Raw genomic sequence first — 17,325 nt, 5'->3', positions numbered from 1 at the left:
GTGGCGGTGGCACCGGTGCTTCGCCGCTCGTGTTTAGAGATAACATCTCTGTTCCAACCATTCCGGCGTTGGCGAGAGCGCGTCGTCATCTGGATCGCAGTGGTCAACGGGATGTAACGCTTGTCATCACCGGCGGTCTTCGCAAACCGGAAGATTTCGTGAAAGCAATGGCCTTGGGTGCCGATGCCATAGCCCTGGCGAATGCGCCAATGCAGGCCATCGGCTGTATCGCCATGAGGGCATGTCACACCAACAACTGCCCGGTCGGTATTGCCACCCAGAAAGATCATCTGGTCGCGCGTCTGGAAGTTGAAAAGTCTGCAAAGCGTCTGGAGAAGTTTTTCACGGCCTCAGTTGAACTGATGAAGGTGATGGCCCGGGCTTGCGGGCATGCGCATATCTCCGATTTCTCTATCGACGATATTACAAGTTGGAAGAAGGAAATGTCGGAACTTGCTGGTATCAACTGGGCAGGGCACGGCCCCAATGACTAATTCTCCTTGCCATCAAAGGCAGCACAAAATCAGTAGGGTGCAGAAATGATTGTTGCTGAAGGTATTATTCTGATTGCACAAATTTACTGCGTGATTGGTCTTGTCGTCGCACTGGCCTTTATCAGTTTTGGCCTTGGGCGCGTGGAACTTGCCGCACGTGGAGCTTTTCTTTTCCGCCTGCAAATCATCCCGGGGCTGATCCTGCTTTGGCCAATCGTCATTGTGCGTTGGATTGCGCTGGAACGCTCCGGTGAAAAAATCTTGCTCGATAAAGAAGAAAAAGAACTCCACGAAGAGCAGGAGGCCAAGAAGTAATGCAACGTGCCTATAGAAAAGCCCACCGCACCATTTGGCTCATTCTGGCCATTCTCATTCCTCTCGTTTTGGGCCTAGCGCTTTTGATGCGTCCGACAGGAACGCACGAACAGCCGCCTGTTCCCCTTGACGACACAGCAAAGTCGGCTCTGGAGGCAAACCAGTGAGTGTTAAATATGTACCTGTAATCTGGAACCGTACAAAATTTGTCTATGATGCCGTCGTCTTGGCAACTGTTGGCGCATATCTGGGAATCTACATCTACATCGCGCCGATGTTCCAGACAGTCACAAGACCGATTGATTGGGATATCTACAAAGCGCAGGCATTTGGTACCTGTGTCTTCTTCCTACTCACATTTATTCTATGTATCGGGCCACTAGCTCGACTGGACAAGCGCTTCCTGCCGCTTCTTTATAACCGCCGTCACCTGGGCGTGATCACTTGCGTGCTGGCCTACTTCCATGTCGACAACATTCTTGGCTGGTACAATGCGTTCTCGCCAATTAATCGTTACGTCTCGGTCTTCATTGTAAATACCAGCTTCGACCGTTTTCTTGGTTTCCCATTCGAAATCCTAGGCGTCTTTGCCCTTCTGATCCTGACCATTCTCGCAGTTACAAGTCATGATTTCTGGCTGCATTTCCTAAAGCCTACGCTTTGGAAGACCCTCCATATGGGAATCTATTTGGCGTATGCGCTGGTTGTTGCCCATGTTGCACTCGGTGCTTTGCAGAGCGCTGCCGGTCCTTTCATGACCACTGCAGTCGGCGCGTCTGTCGCGCTTGTCGCCACTTTGCACCTGCTTGCTGCAAGAAAAGAGCACCTCTTTGATACGCAACAAAATACGATGGATGACAGCGACACGTGGATGGATGCAGGTGATCCAAAAGATGTTCCTGATAAGCGGGCGAGAATTATCTCCATTACTGATGATGAGCGCGTCGCGATCTTCAGAAATGGCAAGAAACTCTCTGCGATCTCCAATGTTTGCGCCCACCAGAACGGACCTTTGGGAGAAGGTAAGATTGTCTATGGCTGTGTGACCTGCCCATGGCATGGCTATCAGTACCGCCTGGAAGATGGAAAATCTCCTCCTCCATTTACAGAGAAAATTTCCACTTATCGGCTCAAATTGGAAAACGGTCGTTTGTGGCTGAACGTAGAGGCTCTGCCACCGGGAACGTATGTTGAACCTATTGTTTCTCCGATAATGGCGGAGGGAAATTAATGGCCAAAAAGAAACCAGATCCCTTCTTTATCGGTTGGGCGAAAAAGCCACCAAAGAGCCTGCAAGGCTTCTTGTTCTTAATCTCTGCAATTCTCGTTGGTGCAGCAGCAGGCGTGGCGTTTGGTATTGGCTCGTCTGTTCCTGATCCGGGTGACGCCCGCTTTGCTTGGGGCGCTGGATATCAAACGTTTACAGGCTACGTAGATGCAAAACCTTACCCTCTACTCCGGCTTCCTGCTGGAGAAGATGGGCGTGACAAGCCGCATGCCATGCTGATTTCTGGCATTGGCAAACGCGGCATGCAGCAACTTGCCGGCCCTTTGGATGGTCAGCCTGTTGATGCTGGCGGCATTTTGCTGAAGCGTGGTGATCTCGATATGTTGCAGGTCGGAGGTAAAGTCTCTCTTCGTGCTGCGGAAAATCCGGTCCAAAATTTTACACCAGCACCAGCAGAGCATTTAGGAAAATGGCGGCTAACCGGTGAGATTTGTGATGGTAAATGCTACAATGGCGCAATGCGTCCGGGCGTCGGATTAGCCCACAAAGCCTGCGCAAATCTCTGCATCATTGGCGGTATTCCTCCTGTTTTTGTGACTTCTACGCCTCTTATGGGAAGTGAATTCTTCGTGTTGGCTGACGAAAATGGTGAGCCTTTGACTGCCGAAGTTGAAGATTGGGTTGCTCTACTGATTTCGTTGGAAGGTGAGGTCGAGCGCCGGGATGACCTGATGATCTTCAAGGTGAATCTGGACAGCGCTAAACAACTCTAGCTTATCGGAGACAGCACTTGCGGCGGCGAAGCAGTTTGCCGCCCAAAAACAGCGTATCCAAAGGTTGAAGTGGCGTAACAATTCATAGACTGCTAAAAACACCATGTTTGCAGTGCAACACAAATTGTATTGCGTCCTCCTTCCTAGGCGCTCTTGTTTGCCGCATGTTCCCAAGCGTGCGCACAAAGCAGCGCCGCCGCTAAGCACAATCTGGTGATCCAATGATACAATTTTATGCCTACCCAGAATCCGTATTCTGCGCGAAAGTTCGAATTGCTTTGGATATGAAAGATCTGGATTACGCCGAGCTACCGCCCCCAGATGGATATGGATCAGCAGCCTATAAGAAGATCGTTCCAGCGGGTTCAATTCCCGGCCTAAAGGATGGTGAAGCTGCTCTGTCAGATTCAAACGCGATCCTTGAGTATCTTGAGGAAACCGCACCGTCTCCAGCGTTAATGCCAGAACACCCTATCGAGCGCGCTAAAGTCAGGGCACTGATGGGTCTGCACGACACGCGGATTGAACCATCTGTTCGCGCATTTTATGCCCCAATCAAAGCCGGAAAGCCGCCGAGGGATGAAGTCTACAAGCAGTTGATCAATGACATGAGTGTTGCGTTCGAACGTTTGGAGGACATGATTGAGGCTGAGCCGTATGCGATTGGCCATCATGTTACTTTGGTTGATGTAGCCTTTGCCACAACGTTTTCTCAGGCTCAGCAGCTTGCTGGTATGTTTGGTGGAGAGCTAATGCTGAAGCCTAAATGCCAACATTGGTGGCAAGCTATGCAATCTCTCTCTCATGCTGCAACGTCAATCGATATAAACCGCAAAGCGATGCAGGATTGGGTTGCAAAGTTTATTCAGGTAGACGCATAAGCGTGCAGTGAGCCCAAAAGATAAAGGCGCCCCAATTTGAGGCGCCTTTCTTATTCTTCATGAACAGTTTTTACTGCGCCAAGCCCCATTTTTGAGCTGTCGCATCAAGGAAACCATTCATCTTTTTAATCTTGATCCAGTTGTTGATGTAGTTGATCCAAACCTGATCAGTCTGCGGCATCAACATAGCGATCGGGGTCGGGTTTCTGCTTTCAGAAACTGGCACGTTGGTGATCTGCTTGAACTTCGCTTTCAGCGTAGCACCTTCAATGTTGGAGGTGATGAAAACATCAGCGCGGCCTGACAGCACTTCCTGATAGCCACGAGCAGGTGCCTCAACAACTTTGATAGTTGCATTCGGGAACCATTCCTTGCTCAGCTTCTCAAACGTAGTGCCAAGCGTGGTTGCGACCGTCACGTCTTTCTGGTTGATGCTGTCCCAGCTGTTGAACTCACCAACTTTGCTGCTGGTCGTATACGGCAGGATCTCAACGGAAATATAGCTTTCGGAGTAACCAGCTACTTTCATGCGGCTTGGGGAGATTGAAGCAGAGCCAGTCAGGTTATACTTGCCTGCAACGATACCATTCACCAAGGTTTTCCAATCGGTTGGAATAAAGGTGAGCTTCACACCAAGGTCGGTTGCAAGCTCGTTCATGATGTCGATGTCATACCCTTTATATCCATTGCTGGCAGGATCTCGAACAGACATTGGGTTCCAGTCTCCGGTTGTACCAACCCTCAGTTCACCGGAATCCAAAATTTCGTTAAGCGCGGATTGCGCAAATGCAGAGCCGGAGAACAACGTGCCGGCAGCGAAAATTACAGTAAGAAATGAACGTAGCATCTTCATGAGAGTTCCTTGAAACGCAGTTGGAATCTGGCCCAATGCAAACCTAGCCATTTTAGCGATAACTACAATGCTGTTTTTGAGAGAAAACCGACTTCAATTAATTGTGTGCGGTAAGTCTCTATAAGATTTGTATAAGAGCGCACGACACTCTAGGTTTTGTGTCCGGCAATCTATCTGTGTTGAGGCAGATACATGAGCTGCTTACGTGTTTTGCTTCCGTTGGCAGCCTTCTTAAATTTGGAAGGTGGATACCTTGAAATTCCGAAATGCAGCAGTGCTCGTCGCATTGGCATTCGTTTTGGCGGGCTGCACTGGTGACCAGTGGGGCTGGTATGTAGTCTCACCAAACACTGAGACAGGAAGAGTTAATCTCGGTTTCATGATCGCCGGGCTGCAAGAAACAGTCAGTGTCTCGCTCACAGCAATCGCAATCTCCATGTTCGTTGGCCTTATTGTCGCTCTGCCGGGGCTTTCAGACAATAAGTACGGAATTGCGTTCAACAGAACTTACGTTGAAGTGGTGCGCTCAGTGCCAAGTCTGGTGCTGATTTTTTGGGTTTATTACGGCTTGCCTGTTGTCGCGAATATCTCAATCAACGTGTTCTGGGCAGGTGTACTGGCTCTTGCCCTGTCAGACAGCGCGTTTCAGGCTGAAATTTTCAGAGCAGGCATACAGTCAGTCGATAAAGGACAGGTCGAAGCGGGTCGCTCTCTTGGGCTGAGTTATTTTCAGCGTCTTCGCTTTATCATTCTTCCGCTTGCAATCCGCCGTATGCTGCCACCGCTTGGAAACCAACTGGTCTATATGCTGAAAATGTCGAGTTTGGTGTCCGTGATTGGCCTGCAAGACCTGACAAGGCGTGCAAATGAGCTGGTCGTCACAGAATATCGACCACTCGAAATCTACAGCGTCCTTGTGCTGGAGTATCTAGTTTTGATCCTGATTGTCTCGCAAGGTGTTCGTTGGCTGGAGCGTCGTTTTAAGGCTGAGCATGCCTAGAGAACAGGCTGTTACCTAGCTTTTCACTGGTGACCAGTTGGCCAGCAAAGCCTTTAGTTCCGGCTCATCTACAGCATGAACAGCATCGCTTACGGAGAACCATTTCCGTGTGCGCTCGTCCTTTTCTGGCCAGTCCTCAAGCATCTCAGTCACTTCCAGCGGAAAAACCTTCACGCGGCAAGGGATCGGCTCTTTGGTGACCCGAAGCTTAGGGTAATGATAGATTCCAGCAGCTTGATCTGTCAGCTCACCTTTAATGCCAGCTTCTTCGAAGGCTTCTTGCTCTGCGGCTTCTCCACCACTGAGATCCTTCATTGGCCAGCCTTTAGGGAGAACCCAACGCTTGGTTTCGCGGGACGTAATCAGAAGAATTTGTAGCTTACCTTTTTTATTCTTTTTGAAAGGCAGTGCAGCAAACTGGCGTTTTGGTTCTGGCCAGACTTGTGCCTCTGTCTTTCTAAGGGCACTCTTCATGGGTTTCTTCCTTAACAGTGATCCGGCCTAGTTTCATTTTTGTTTGATCCAGATCTTCAGCCGTGAGCAGAGCTTTCCTTTGTTTGTGGTAGGAAGTTAGATCTGCCCCTGACTATCTAGTGTACTGCTTATATTTTTTCAGCGCTATTGCAAGATATCGCTGTGATTGCAGCCAGATTGAGCGAGATTTATTTCCTTTTCTACATATTTAGAATATTTGTTCTGAAATTTCTAGATAATACTTTTTACCTAGACTTCATGGCGAGACTGTTGCTAAAAATACTTTAAACTTGAAATATTAAAAAATGGAATCGCAGCTCGGTATTGCTTTGATGCCAAAAAGAGTGTGATCATAAAAACGATAATAGGGGGCTGATAGTGGAACTGGATGCAGTAAGCATTGAGCAAAGAGATGGAGCTGACCCGCTCGCTCATTTGCGCCAGCTTTTCTCAATTCCTGATGGGATTATCTATCTGGACGGAAATTCATTGGGGGCTCTTCCTAAGAATGTGTCTGCGGTATTAGCCAATGCGGTCGAAGAGCAGTGGGGCAAAAGCCTCATTAAAGGGTGGAATTGCCACGGCTGGATTGATCTGCCAAGCAAAGTCGGAAACCGGATTGCCAAGCTCGTTGGAGCTGATGACGGAACCTTGATCTGCGCCGACAGCACCTCTCTTAATGTCTTTAAAGTCCTGGCGACTGCCATCAAAATGCGTCCGGAGCGTAAAGTTATTCTGTCCGATACAGGAAACTTCCCGACTGATCTCTACATGGCGCAAGGTCTGAAAGAACTGGCCGGCGGCGACATTGAGTTGCGTCTGGTTGCTCCGGAAGACGTTGAAGCTGCTCTCGATGATACTGTTGCAGTCATGATGCTCACAGAAGTGGATTACCGCACAGGCCGCAAGCACGATATGGAAGCGTTGACTGAGAAAGCGCATTCTGTTGGCGCGTTGGCGATGTGGGATCTATGCCACTCTGCAGGTGCTTTTCCGGTCCATCTGAAGGAAGCAAAGGCGGATTTTGCCGTTGGTTGCTCCTACAAGTATCTCAATGGCGGCCCCGGTGCTCCGGCATTTGTTTATGTAGCGCCACAACATCAGAACCATTCTGGTAACCCACTAACGGGCTGGATGGGGCACGATGCGCCGTTTGCTTTCGATCTGGGGTATACGCCATCTGCTAAGACAGACCAGATGCGCGTTGGTACGCCTCAGGTTCTTGCCATGACGGCTCTGGATGCATCTTTGGATGTGTTTGATGAGACTTCTTTGGAAGCGCTGCAGGCTAAATCCATTGAGTTGAGTGAGTTATTTATCACCGAAGTCAAACGTCGCTGCCCTAATCTGGCACTTGCGTCACCAACGGACCCACTTAAGCGCGGTTCTCAAGTCTCGTTCCATCACGAGCAAGGCTATGCAGTCATGCAAGCACTCATTGATCGTGGAGTGATTGGGGACTTCCGCGCACCAAATATCATCCGCTTCGGGTTTGCTCCTCTGTACCTCTCTTTTGCTGAGGTCCTAAAAGCTGCTGAGATTCTTGAAGAAATTATTGCAGGAAATCTCTGGGACAAGCCGGAATACCACCAGAAGAGCAAGGTTACATAAGCATGGTTGAGAGTATTGATCGCAAATTAGAGCACCACGGGGCAGAACTCTCTTTCAAAGAAAACATGTCTTATGGCGATTACCTTCGTCTTTCCGATGTGCTGGGTGCGCAAGCGCCTCTAACTGAAGCTCATGATGAATTGCTGTTTATCATTCAGCATCAAACAGCCGAACTTTGGATGAAGCTGGCGATCCGTGAGATGTCGGAGGCTTGCACTGCTTTGGCAGAGGATGAGTTTGCTGAGGTCTCAAAGCTGATGGCCCGCGTCAACAAGATCTTCGCGCAGCTCAATAGCGCGTGGGACATTCTGCGCACCATGACGCCAAGCGATTACACCACGTTCCGCGATAGCCTCGGCAAGTCATCTGGATTCCAAAGCTACCAATACCGTGCCATCGAATTTGTGGTCGGTAACAAAAACCCGGCCCTGATGAAACCACATGAGCATATGCCGGAAGTATCAGCATGGCTTCATCAGATTTATGAGGCACCGGGCATCTATGATCAGATGGTGCGTGCTTTGGCGCGTGCAGGCTTCGAAATCTCCGATGCAGTACTCAAACGGGATGTCACCAAGCCATATACAACTGATGCGTCAGTTCAGAAGGCTTGGGAAATAATATATCGCAATCCACGTGATAATTGGCATTTCTACGATCTCGCGGAGAAGTTAATCGACTTTGAGGACTTTTTTCGTCGGTGGCGATTCAATCACCTTACAACCGTAGAGCGTATTATTGGCAGCAAAATGGGTACTGGAGGCACTTCAGGGGCACCGTACCTGAAAAAAATGTTGGATACTGTGCTGTTTCCAGAACTTTGGCAGGTGCGCAGTGATCTGTAAGATTGCTGCGAAAATTACTCAATTTATGGAATTATTTTGTTCTAAAATCTCTTCAAACTGCGCATATAAGTGGAATTATCGATATGTTTCAGGCAATATATGCGCAGTCGAAGCTGTTTTCTCGCAACTTATGGGAAGGTTGTTGGGAGATGGAATCTGGAAAGTTTCACTCAACTTGTCCAGATAGAACCACAATAATCGAGTGATTAGGCTGCAAATGGCGCGGACTTCTGCCTTGAAATAATATGCTACTAAGGGCATTAGGTAGGTGCTTGACAACAATAAAACGCCAGTCCTTTGCAGTCTGGGGGGATAATAATGCTGGAAATCGAACAGCTGTCGAAGCAATTCGGCGGGTTTAGAGCCGTCAATAATTGCTCATTTTCGGTTCAAAAGGGCACAATCACAGGTTTAGTCGGTCCAAATGGCGCTGGTAAAACCACAACGTTTAATCTGATTGCCGGTGCCCTTCAGCCAACTGCTGGAAAAATCAAATTTTTGGGAGAAGATGTAACGCGCCTCAGCTCTGATCAGCTGTTTCATAAAGGCTTGGTACGTACATTTCAGATCCCGCATGAGTTTCATCGTCTGTCAGCTCTCGAAAACCTCATGTTGGTTCCGCCCGCTCAAAAGGGTGAGAGCTTATTCCAGAACTGGCTCAGCTTTGGCAGCGTGAAGAAACAAGAAGAAGAAGTACGCCAGAAAGCTTTAGAGACACTGGAGTTTCTGGAACTGTCTCATGTTGTAAATGAGCGTGCAGGTAATCTATCCGGTGGACAGAAAAAGCTTCTCGAGCTTGGCCGTACAATGATGACCGATGCAAAGCTTGTTCTGTTGGACGAGCCTGCCGCTGGTGTCAACAGAACATTGCTACGCCGCCTTGAAGACAAAATCCAAATCCTGAACCAGGAACGTGGCTACACATTCGTTCTGATTGAGCACGATATGGAGATGATCGAGAAGCTCTGCGATCCGGTGATCTGTATGGCGGAAGGCTCGGTTCTGATTGAAGGTGATTTCCAGACCGTTCGTTCTGATGCGCGGGTGCTTGAAGCCTACCTCGGTGAAACGGTTGGGGAGGCTGCACTCTAATGACGTCTCAAGCAATTGCAGAGCAACCAATGTCAAAGAACTCCGTGCAACAAAAATACTCCGGCAAACCAATCCTCACCATGACAGGTGTTCGTGGCGGATATGGCGATGCAGACATCCTGCAAGGGGTCGACATGCAAGTGACCGAGCAGGAAATTGTTGTAATCGTTGGCCCGAATGGAGCTGGCAAATCGACTGCGATGAAGGCGATCTTTGGCCTTCTGAAGGTTCGCGGAGGTTCTATTGTCGTCAATGGAACAGACATCGCGGGCTGGAAGCCAAACCGTATTGTACAGCACGGTGTTTGTTACGTCCCTCAGGTCAACAACATCTTCCGTGAGATGACCATTCACGAAAACCTCGAAATGGGGGCCTTCCTACGGAAAGGTGACATTTCTGAAAGTTTGGAAAGGGTCTACACCCTGTTCCCTGATCTCAAAGAACGCCGCAATGCGTTGGCTGGAAACCTGTCAGGCGGTCAGCGTCAGATGGTGGCAATGGGCCGTGCATTAATGCTCAACCCGTCATTGCTCTTGCTGGATGAGCCGACCGCTGGTCTCTCTCCAAAATACATGGAGCAGATTTTTGAGATCACCCGCAACCTGCGTGATGCAGGTCTTTCGATCTTGCTCGTAGAGCAGCACGCCAAGCAAGCATTGGCATTTGCTGACAAAGGCTACGTTCTTGCAGCTGGTAGCAACCGGCATGAAGGAACGGGGCAGGAGCTGCTCGCAGATCGTGAAGTCGCTGAAATGTTCCTCGGCGGGTAATAAGGGAAAATCCAATGCCATTCATGGAATTCGTCAATTTTTACCTCATGCCGGGGATCGTACTGGGCTCAATTTACGCTCTGGGCGCAGTTGGTATCACGCTGGTATTCGGTATTTTGAGATTTGCGCACCTTGCGCATGGTGACCTCGCAACGCTTGGCGCATTTGCGGCCCTCGGCGTGGTGACCATCTTCGGAGTAAGCCCTTGGGTTGCTCTTCCCGTTGCCATGGTTGTGTGCGCGTTTATGGCGATCGGCATCGATAAACTATTCTACGACTACCTCTCAGAGCGTCCAAAGATCATCGTGGTGATGTCCTCACTGGGTATCGCGTTGATGTTGCGTGCTGTCGTTCAGGTGGTCTGGGGTGTTGATACAGAAACCTATACCCGTGGTATCGTCAGACCAGATGATTACTGGGGCATCCGCATCCGTGATCGCGAGATCTACACCATCATTGCAATGTTTGTGATCGTCGGTGTGTTGTGGGCATTCCTGCAGAAAACCAAGTGGGGCAAGGCCATGCGCGCCATGTCCGATAACCCGGATCTTGCGCTACTTTCCGGTGTTGATAATCGCAAAATCACAATGTTGACTTGGGGCATCGTCGGCGTTCTGTGTGCGGCTTCTGGTTTCTTCCTTGGCATCAACACAGAACTGAAACCGCTTATGGGCTGGACCATGCTTCTGCCAATGTTCGCAGCTGCAATTCTTGGCGGTGTAGGGCGTGTGGAAGGTGCAGTCATTGGCGGCTTGATTGTTGGCATAGCTGAAGAAACATCTGTTCTGTTTATCCCGGGAGAGTACAAGGCCGCCATGGCGTTTGCGATCCTCCTGCTCATCCTTCTTGTGCGGCCAACTGGCTTGCTCAAGGGTAAAGTTCTGTAGGGGGAGAAGAAACATGGAACTCATCGGTCTGCTTAACTATGCGGTGTTCATGGCGATCTTTATCGGCATTTACTCCCTTCTGGCTCTCGGTCTTAATATTCAATGGGGCTTTTCCGGTCTCTTTAACGCTGGTATTGCGGGCTTCTTCGCTGTTGGAGCTTATTCATCTGCGCTGCTCACGGCACCAGAATCCGCTGTCCATCTGGGTGGCTACCAGCTGCCCGTTGTTGTGGGTTGGATCGGTGCGATGGTCGCTGCTGGCGCAATTGCATGGCCAATCGGCAAAGTCTGCTTACGCTTCCGCTCTGATTATCTGGCAATCGCGACAATCGGCGTGGCGGAAATCATCCGTCTGGTCGTGAAGTCAGAAGGTTGGATGACAGGTGGCGCACGCGGCGTGAATAAGATCCCGCGTCCATTTGGTGATCTGTCCTATCTGTATTCCCAGTTGGCTTATCTTGCTCTGGTCTTTGCCATCGTGCTCGTCGTGTACTGGGCTATCGAGCGTCAGATTTCGGCTCCTTGGGGCCGTATGATGCGCGGTATCCGTGACAATGAAGATGCGGCAACGGCAATGGGTAAGGACATCAAGGCGCGTCGTCTGGAAGCATTCATCTTCGGTGCTGCTGTGATGGGGCTTGGTGGTGCGCTGTTTGCTCACTTTAACCGATCCATAACCCCTGAAGCCATCGACCCGATGATCGCCACATTCCTGATCTGGATTATGTTGATCCTTGGTGGCTCAGGTAACAACCGTGGTGCACTTCTCGGCGTTGCTGTTGTCTGGATCATCTGGTCTGCGTCAGAGTTTGTAACGGATCAGCTGCCAACAGAATACGCCATCAAAGCTAAGTACATGCGCGTGTTTATCATTGGCTTGCTTCTGCAATTGGTCCTCCGGTTCAGACCGGAAGGGATCTTGCCGGAACCTCAGGGAACCGCTGGCAGTCCAGAAGTCAAAACCTTTCAAAAACAAGAAAGTGCAGCGAAATAACGCCAGCACTCGTGGAAATAAATTTTAACGCCCTGGTCAATCCGGATAGTATTTGAAACAGGGCTCTTTGGAGGTGAACTGATGCTTAAGAAAATCGCATTGGCAGCAGGCTTGTTCAGCGCTACTGCACTTGCATCCAACGCTGTTCAGGCTGATGTAAAAGTCGGTCTTCTGGGAGGTATTTCTGGTCCAATCGCGGCTATGGCTCCACCAATGCTGGACTCTGCAAAACTGGCTATCCAGCAGGTGAACGAGCAGGGCGGTATTCTGGGTGGCCAGAAGCTTGAAGCTGTTGTGGGCGACAGTGCGTGTAACCCGCAGAACGGCGTGGATTCCGCAACCAAGCTGGTAAACATTGAACAGGTTGCGGGTCTTATCGGCCCACACTGCTCTGGTTCAGTTCTGGCTGTTGCGAACTCTGTGACTGTACCAGCTGGTATCACGCTGATCACACCATCAGGGACTTCCCCTGAAATCACAGGTCTGGAAGATAAAGGTCAGGTATTCCGTACAGTACCTTCCGATGACTTCCAGGGCCGCTCACTCGCACGTACGCTGTTGAACCTCGGCACTAAGAAAGTTGCTGTTGCCTACCTCAACAACGATTATGGCAGCGGCCTTGCAAATGCTTTCAAAGTTGAATTTGAAGCAAACGGCGGTGAGATTTCTGGATATTCAGCACACGAAGAAGGTAAGGCATCTTACCGTTCCAATCTTGCTGAGCTGTCCCGTGGTGGCGCAGATACGCTTGTAATCTTCGATTACGGTGACGGCACTGGCCTGACCATCCTGCGCCAGGCGCTGGAAAACGGTTTCTTCACCAACTTCGTTGGCGGCGATGGCATGAAGTCAGATGCAATCATCCGTGAACTCGGCGCTGAAAATCTGACCACATTCATTGCTTCTTCTCCAGTAGGCGAGAAGTCCAACAGCCTTGAGCTCTTCAACGAAGCGTACAAAGCGGTTGGCGGTAACCCGGATGCAATCTTCGTATCCAACTCCTACGATGCTGCATTCCTGATGGCTCTGGCTCTGGAAAAAGCTGGTGGTGACGCTGCTAAGGTTTCCGAGGCAATGGCTGCTGTGTCCGACGGACAGGGTGAAGCTGTTCTTCCTGGTGAATGGAAGAAGGCAGTTGAGCTGATCGCAGCTGGCAAAGACATCGACTACAAGGGCGCATCTGGCGACCTGAACTTTGACAATGCTGGCGACGTCCCTGGTTCTTACGGCCTGTTCAAGGTCGAAGGCGATGCATTCGCGCTGCAGCAGGCTCTGAACTAAGGCTCAGAACAGTCAAATAAGGAAAGAGCCGGCCTCATCTCAGGCCGGCTTTTTTCATGGCAAACTTCTCACTTAGTAAGAATCAATTTGCCAAGTTTCGTGATCGACAATCGGTAGTTATCTTCGCGATGGGAGATTGTGATCTCGCGCTCATCGCCAAAGAGTGCCTTGCTATCAACAGTGCGCTCATGTGGCTGACTTTGTGAGCTTTCCTGAGCTTTTTCCATATCAGTCATTCGCCTCAGCCTTTCCCCAATTTTGGCTAGCGTGGATGGTCGCGATACCCTCAAGAGCTAGGGGGACTCTATCGCGTTTATTTCTTGACTTTCATATTCATGTTTTATTACAAGTGCAATGCCTACTCAATAATTGCTGGAGATCGCGTCCTCCCGCAAACCGTCCTGGAGTAGGATTTGTATCGATGCGCAAGCCAGCTGTTACTCTCTCCCTCAACGGCCAGCCAGCCCACGATATCCTTGATATCTGCGACTGATTTGCATTTGCAACTAAGTTTTAATTTTTGGGTTGGGGTCCTATGAATAAGTTGGTTAAGCTGTTTTCACTTGCTATTGCTGCCTTGTGGATAACGCAAATAACTGCAGCTGAAGCAGCAAACACGACAAGAGAACCAGTGATCGCTCTCCAGTTGAATAAAGCTGAGACCACTCAGAACGGGTGTCGTGTAAGCCTTCTTGTTCGCAATCACCTTAAAGATGAGATCAATCAACTGGCGTTGGATTTGGTAGTCTTTGATAGTACAGGCGGAATTGCTGATTTCCTGAGCATGAAGACAGGTCGTCTTCCTTCCGGAAAGACGCGAGTTCAGCAGTATGACCTCCCATCCAGCAGTTGTGCAGACATCTCGTCATTGCTCATCAATGATGTCAGCCAGTGCGAGGGAGCTGAAAATGTATCTCCGGCTAGCTGCTTAGACTCATTGAATGTATCCTCTCGCGCTGCGATAGAACTAACACTCTGAACCGCTGCAGAACTGAATTAGAAAAACAACGAGATTTCCAGAATGAATGCCATGATTGAAAACCTGGGCCTGACCGCAGCAATGACACCTTTTATGGATCTGCTTGCAAAAGGTGGTGTGGTTGTTGGGTTGCTGCTGGTTGTCAGCGTACTTGCTCTAACAATTGTCATTGCAAAACTCTGGCAGTTCTGGATTGCAGGCGTTGGTCGTCATCGCAAAGCTGAGCAGGCTGTGGCCTTCTGGCGCGTCGGCAAGCGTGATCAGGCCTACAGGATCGTGGTAACAGATCGCTCTCCGGTCTCCGACGTTCTGGCACATGCCATGCGCGGTCTCATGAAACCGCAGGTGCCTGAGAAAAGAGTCCGGGAAGATGTCGAGCGCGTTTGCTTCACGCATCTCGCGGATCTTCGCAGTTATCTGCGGGCATTGGATATGATTGCCCAGATAGCTCCTCTACTCGGCCTGTTCGGAACAGTGCTTGGGATGATCGGGGCGTTTCAGGCTATGGCCGACGCTGGGTCGCAGGTCGATCCATCTACTCTGGCAGGTGGCATCTGGGTTGCGCTGCTGACAACAGCCGTTGGTCTGGCCGTTGCAATCCCAGCTTCTGTGATGCTGTCACTGTTCGAAGGCCGCATCGAACGCGAGCAGGGGGCAATGGAAAAGATCGTCACTGAACTCTTCACCGGGGCAGTCACGTCCATCGCTACCCAATCTGAAGAAGCGGAACAGGTTGGAACACAGCCACGTTTTGAGGTTGTTCACGATGCGCCTTAGTGAGGCTCCAAAAAGAAGTCGTGCGCCTGGTCTCACATCTCTGATTGATGTGATCTTCCTTTTGCTGATGTTCTTCATGCTCGCCTCAACGTTCTCGATCTATCAAAAGTTGGATGTGACATCGGGAGCTGAAGGCGCAGGACAAATGGAACAGACCCCAATCCTTCTGCAAGTTTTCGCAGAAGGACAGCTGTCGGTGAACGGTGATCGGGTGAAGGTTGAGGCGTTGATCGCGGCGCTCGACAACGCAGGTATCGAAAAAGTACGACCTGTGGCGATCATTCCTGCCAAGGATTCCACTGTGCAGGATGTCGTGAGTGCGCTTGAGATGCTTAAAACAGCAGGCTGGTCAGCGACGATCGTTGGCAATTGAATTCAAAATATTGCGAAATAAGAAGTTTAAAGAATGCGTCTGAAGACAAAACCACAAAAGAGGACATTTGAGAACACGATCCCATTGATCAATATCGTGTTCCTGATGCTCATCTTCTTCCTCTTTGCAGGTTCAATTGATAGAGACGATGCAAAAAACGTGAGCCCTGCAGAAACGCAGGAGCAATCCAGTCGTGAGCTTATTGCCGGAGCGCTGATTATCGCTCCTGATGGATCGATAAGCCAAAACGAACAACCAGTTCTTGTTGAGGATCTGATACCGCTGGACGGCAATAAAGACCCTCTGATGGTTGTTGCTGACAAGGCACTGTCTGGTCAGACACTTGCCAGAACCCTTGCCGCGCTGAAAAAACAAGGTTTCTCTGATATCACATTGGTCACTGTAAGGGCTGCCCAATGAAGAAGAGCATTCGCAGGAAAATCGGTGGCTCAGCCCTCACGACCGCCTTACTCGTGTCTGTCAGCGTTCACGCAGCTGGGTTTGCTTGGTTCTATACACGGGCTCCTGAAGTTCAGGTTGCCTCAACACGGTCAACGTCACTTTCTGTCGTCGGGTCGATTGAGGATCTTATTGCAGGTTCTAAGGAAGTTGTTGAACCGATTGAGCCAAACCAGCCAGATGAAGTTGAGCCTCGTGAGATTGAAACTCCGATAGAGCAAGTCAAAGAGATTGAGTCTGTTGAGCCCATTGAGCTGGTTAAAGCAGAGATCACACCAATCAAACCGATTGCAACGCAGGCTGTGAAACCATTACCAGAACCTGTTGCTGAAGGTGTTACCATCAAGGCTGAGATTGAGCCAATCAAGCCAAAAGAAGAAATTAAGCCGCTCAAACTTGAGCTTCAGCCCGAACAAATCAAACCTGCTGAGGTGCAGGAGATTAAGCCCGTTGAAGTTGCAAAAGTTCTGCCTGTTAAACCGCAAGAACCAGTAGAGCCGACTAATGACGTTGATCTTGTAAAGCTGAAAGAGCCACAAGAAGCAGTTAAACCGGAAGAAGCCAAATCAGCTCAACCAGAAAAACTGGAATTGGTACAACAGGAAACACCTGAAGAGTCGAAGCCGGTAGAAAAGAAGACAGCTGAACCCGTTGACGAAAAGAAAGAGCTTGAGGCAAAGCCTGTTGAGACTGAAGTTGCCGCAGTAACGGTTCCTGTCCCACGAGCAGCGCCGCCACGTCCCAAGCTGCCGCAGAAAACTGCCAAGAAGGCTCCACCAAAAGCCAAGAAAGAACCTGCCAAGAAAGCAGGTAACTCGGATGTTAATTCTGCTCGTGGCTCCAAGGTCGCCCGTAAAGGCTCCAACACCTCAAAGAATGGCAACAACATCGCTGGCTCCGGCGACAGTGCAGGCAATGCTGCAACGAGCAATTACTGGGGCAAGGTGCAAAAGAAGATCCAGCGTGCGGCAGATAGACGATACCCGAGACGTGAGAAGAATCGGAAGAAGTCAGGCATCGTCCGTGTGAGTTTTGTCGTGCACAGAGATGGGGCTGTAACGGGAATTAGGCTATCCCGGTCGAGTGGGAATAAGCGGTTTGATCAGGCCGCGTTGAAAGCCCTAAAGGCCGCTGCGCCATTCCCTGCATTTCCATCCTCGATGAGGAATAATACGGTCAGTAGAACAGCGCCGATAGTCTTCAAAGTACGATAACAAAAAAAGGCAGCGAATATTCGCT

At 50.0% G+C, this 17,325-nt stretch carries 22 protein-coding genes; 19 read left to right on the top strand and 3 right to left on the bottom strand.

Annotation, left to right across the window (positions count from 1 at the left end):
• From PPL9_RS33235 to PPL9_RS11670, 6 genes are all read left to right on the top strand, one after another.
• A partial coding sequence (locus tag PPL9_RS33235) for a glutamate synthase-related protein (RefSeq protein WP_208989322.1) occupies window positions 1-494 on the top strand: 494 nt, incomplete at its 5' end.
• A gap of 45 nt (window positions 495-539) precedes the next feature.
• The gene (locus PPL9_RS11685; protein WP_057462859.1) at window positions 540-809 is read left to right on the top strand and encodes a hypothetical protein; all 270 of its coding nucleotides are present in this window, start codon (window positions 540-542) and stop codon (window positions 807-809) included.
• Window positions 809-976 (top strand): hypothetical protein, encoded by a 168-nt coding sequence (locus tag PPL9_RS32375; RefSeq protein ID WP_159096913.1) that lies wholly within the window; start codon window positions 809-811, stop codon window positions 974-976. The genes PPL9_RS11685 and PPL9_RS32375 overlap by 1 nt, the downstream gene beginning before the upstream one ends.
• Window positions 973-2,040 carry a Rieske 2Fe-2S domain-containing protein gene (locus tag PPL9_RS11680; protein ID WP_057462858.1) on the top strand — a complete coding sequence of 356 codons (1,068 nt, stop codon included), beginning with the start codon at window positions 973-975 and terminating at the stop codon, window positions 2,038-2,040. Before PPL9_RS32375 ends, PPL9_RS11680 begins: the two co-directional genes overlap by 4 nt.
• Window positions 2,040-2,810: a hypothetical protein gene (locus tag PPL9_RS11675; protein WP_057462857.1), complete on the top strand. Its 771-nt coding sequence runs from the start codon at window positions 2,040-2,042 to the stop codon at window positions 2,808-2,810. Before PPL9_RS11680 ends, PPL9_RS11675 begins: the two co-directional genes overlap by 1 nt.
• A gap of 221 nt (window positions 2,811-3,031) precedes the next feature.
• Window positions 3,032-3,691 carry a glutathione S-transferase family protein gene (locus PPL9_RS11670; RefSeq protein WP_057462856.1) on the top strand — a complete coding sequence of 220 codons (660 nt, stop codon included), beginning with the start codon at window positions 3,032-3,034 and terminating at the stop codon, window positions 3,689-3,691.
• A gap of 70 nt (window positions 3,692-3,761) precedes the next feature.
• Here the strand turns inward: PPL9_RS11670 and PPL9_RS11665 are convergent, their stop codons facing one another.
• A complete protein-coding gene (locus PPL9_RS11665; RefSeq protein ID WP_208989321.1) occupies window positions 3,762-4,544 on the bottom strand; it encodes a transporter substrate-binding domain-containing protein in 783 nt (260 codons plus the stop codon).
• Window positions 4,545-4,788: 244 nt separating this feature from the next.
• Here PPL9_RS11665 and PPL9_RS11660 point away from each other — a divergent pair, with 244 nt between their 5' ends.
• The gene (locus PPL9_RS11660; RefSeq protein ID WP_200962279.1) at window positions 4,789-5,544 is read left to right on the top strand and encodes an amino acid ABC transporter permease; all 756 of its coding nucleotides are present in this window, start codon (window positions 4,789-4,791) and stop codon (window positions 5,542-5,544) included.
• A 15-nt stretch (window positions 5,545-5,559) separates the two neighbouring features.
• Here the strand turns inward: PPL9_RS11660 and PPL9_RS11655 are convergent, their stop codons facing one another.
• Window positions 5,560-6,018: an NUDIX hydrolase gene (locus PPL9_RS11655; protein WP_057462854.1), complete on the bottom strand. Its 459-nt coding sequence runs from the start codon at window positions 6,016-6,018 to the stop codon at window positions 5,560-5,562.
• A 378-nt stretch (window positions 6,019-6,396) separates the two neighbouring features.
• Here PPL9_RS11655 and kynU point away from each other — a divergent pair, with 378 nt between their 5' ends.
• The 7 genes from kynU to PPL9_RS11620 all read left to right on the top strand — a co-directional run bounded on the left by kynU (window position 6,397) and on the right by PPL9_RS11620 (window position 13,498).
• A complete protein-coding gene (kynU, locus tag PPL9_RS11650) occupies window positions 6,397-7,629 on the top strand; it encodes a kynureninase (RefSeq protein ID WP_057462853.1) in 1,233 nt (410 codons plus the stop codon).
• Between the two features lie 2 nt (window positions 7,630-7,631).
• The gene (kynA, locus tag PPL9_RS11645) at window positions 7,632-8,474 is read left to right on the top strand and encodes a tryptophan 2,3-dioxygenase (RefSeq protein WP_057462852.1); all 843 of its coding nucleotides are present in this window, start codon (window positions 7,632-7,634) and stop codon (window positions 8,472-8,474) included.
• A 318-nt stretch (window positions 8,475-8,792) separates the two neighbouring features.
• Window positions 8,793-9,566, top strand: a complete 774-nt coding sequence (locus tag PPL9_RS11640) for an ABC transporter ATP-binding protein (protein ID WP_057462851.1) — start codon at window positions 8,793-8,795, stop codon at window positions 9,564-9,566.
• The gene (locus PPL9_RS11635; protein ID WP_244273382.1) at window positions 9,566-10,336 is read left to right on the top strand and encodes an ABC transporter ATP-binding protein; all 771 of its coding nucleotides are present in this window, start codon (window positions 9,566-9,568) and stop codon (window positions 10,334-10,336) included. The genes PPL9_RS11640 and PPL9_RS11635 overlap by 1 nt, the downstream gene beginning before the upstream one ends.
• A 14-nt stretch (window positions 10,337-10,350) precedes the next feature.
• Entirely contained in the window at window positions 10,351-11,223 is an 873-nt protein-coding gene (locus PPL9_RS11630) for a branched-chain amino acid ABC transporter permease (RefSeq protein ID WP_057462850.1), read from the top strand.
• A 13-nt stretch (window positions 11,224-11,236) separates the two neighbouring features.
• On the top strand, window positions 11,237-12,217 hold the full coding sequence (locus PPL9_RS11625; protein ID WP_057462849.1) for a branched-chain amino acid ABC transporter permease: 981 nt from the start codon (window positions 11,237-11,239) through the stop codon (window positions 12,215-12,217).
• An 81-nt stretch (window positions 12,218-12,298) separates the two neighbouring features.
• Window positions 12,299-13,498 (top strand): ABC transporter substrate-binding protein, encoded by a 1,200-nt coding sequence (locus PPL9_RS11620; protein WP_057462848.1) that lies wholly within the window; start codon window positions 12,299-12,301, stop codon window positions 13,496-13,498.
• 68 nt (window positions 13,499-13,566) lie between these two features.
• Here PPL9_RS11620 and PPL9_RS31285 read toward each other — a convergent pair whose 3' ends face one another.
• On the bottom strand, window positions 13,567-13,734 hold the full coding sequence (locus PPL9_RS31285; protein ID WP_082596781.1) for a hemin uptake protein HemP: 168 nt from the start codon (window positions 13,732-13,734) through the stop codon (window positions 13,567-13,569).
• A gap of 299 nt (window positions 13,735-14,033) precedes the next feature.
• On the opposite strand from PPL9_RS31285, the gene PPL9_RS11615 reads away from it, so the two are divergent.
• From PPL9_RS11615 to PPL9_RS11595, 5 genes are read left to right on the top strand one after another with little or no spacing between them, the layout of a single operon-like run.
• On the top strand, window positions 14,034-14,477 hold the full coding sequence (locus PPL9_RS11615; RefSeq protein WP_057462847.1) for a hypothetical protein: 444 nt from the start codon (window positions 14,034-14,036) through the stop codon (window positions 14,475-14,477).
• Window positions 14,478-14,528: 51 nt separating this feature from the next.
• On the top strand, window positions 14,529-15,254 hold the full coding sequence (locus PPL9_RS11610; protein WP_244272064.1) for a MotA/TolQ/ExbB proton channel family protein: 726 nt from the start codon (window positions 14,529-14,531) through the stop codon (window positions 15,252-15,254).
• On the top strand, window positions 15,244-15,627 hold the full coding sequence (locus PPL9_RS11605; RefSeq protein WP_057462845.1) for a biopolymer transporter ExbD: 384 nt from the start codon (window positions 15,244-15,246) through the stop codon (window positions 15,625-15,627). Before PPL9_RS11610 ends, PPL9_RS11605 begins: the two co-directional genes overlap by 11 nt.
• Window positions 15,628-15,660: 33 nt before the next feature.
• A complete protein-coding gene (locus tag PPL9_RS11600; RefSeq protein WP_057462844.1) occupies window positions 15,661-16,047 on the top strand; it encodes a biopolymer transporter ExbD in 387 nt (128 codons plus the stop codon).
• Complete coding sequence (locus PPL9_RS11595; protein WP_057462843.1) at window positions 16,044-17,300, top strand: TonB family protein; 1,257 nt, start codon at window positions 16,044-16,046, stop codon at window positions 17,298-17,300. Before PPL9_RS11600 ends, PPL9_RS11595 begins: the two co-directional genes overlap by 4 nt.
• The last annotated feature ends 25 nt before the right edge of the window (window positions 17,301-17,325 follow it).

This window comes from Pseudovibrio sp. POLY-S9, assembly GCF_001431305.1.
Lineage (GTDB): Bacteria > Pseudomonadota > Alphaproteobacteria > Rhizobiales > Stappiaceae > Pseudovibrio.
The sequence above is the reverse complement of the archived record's forward strand: the minus strand, read 5'-3'. Positions and strand labels throughout refer to the sequence as shown.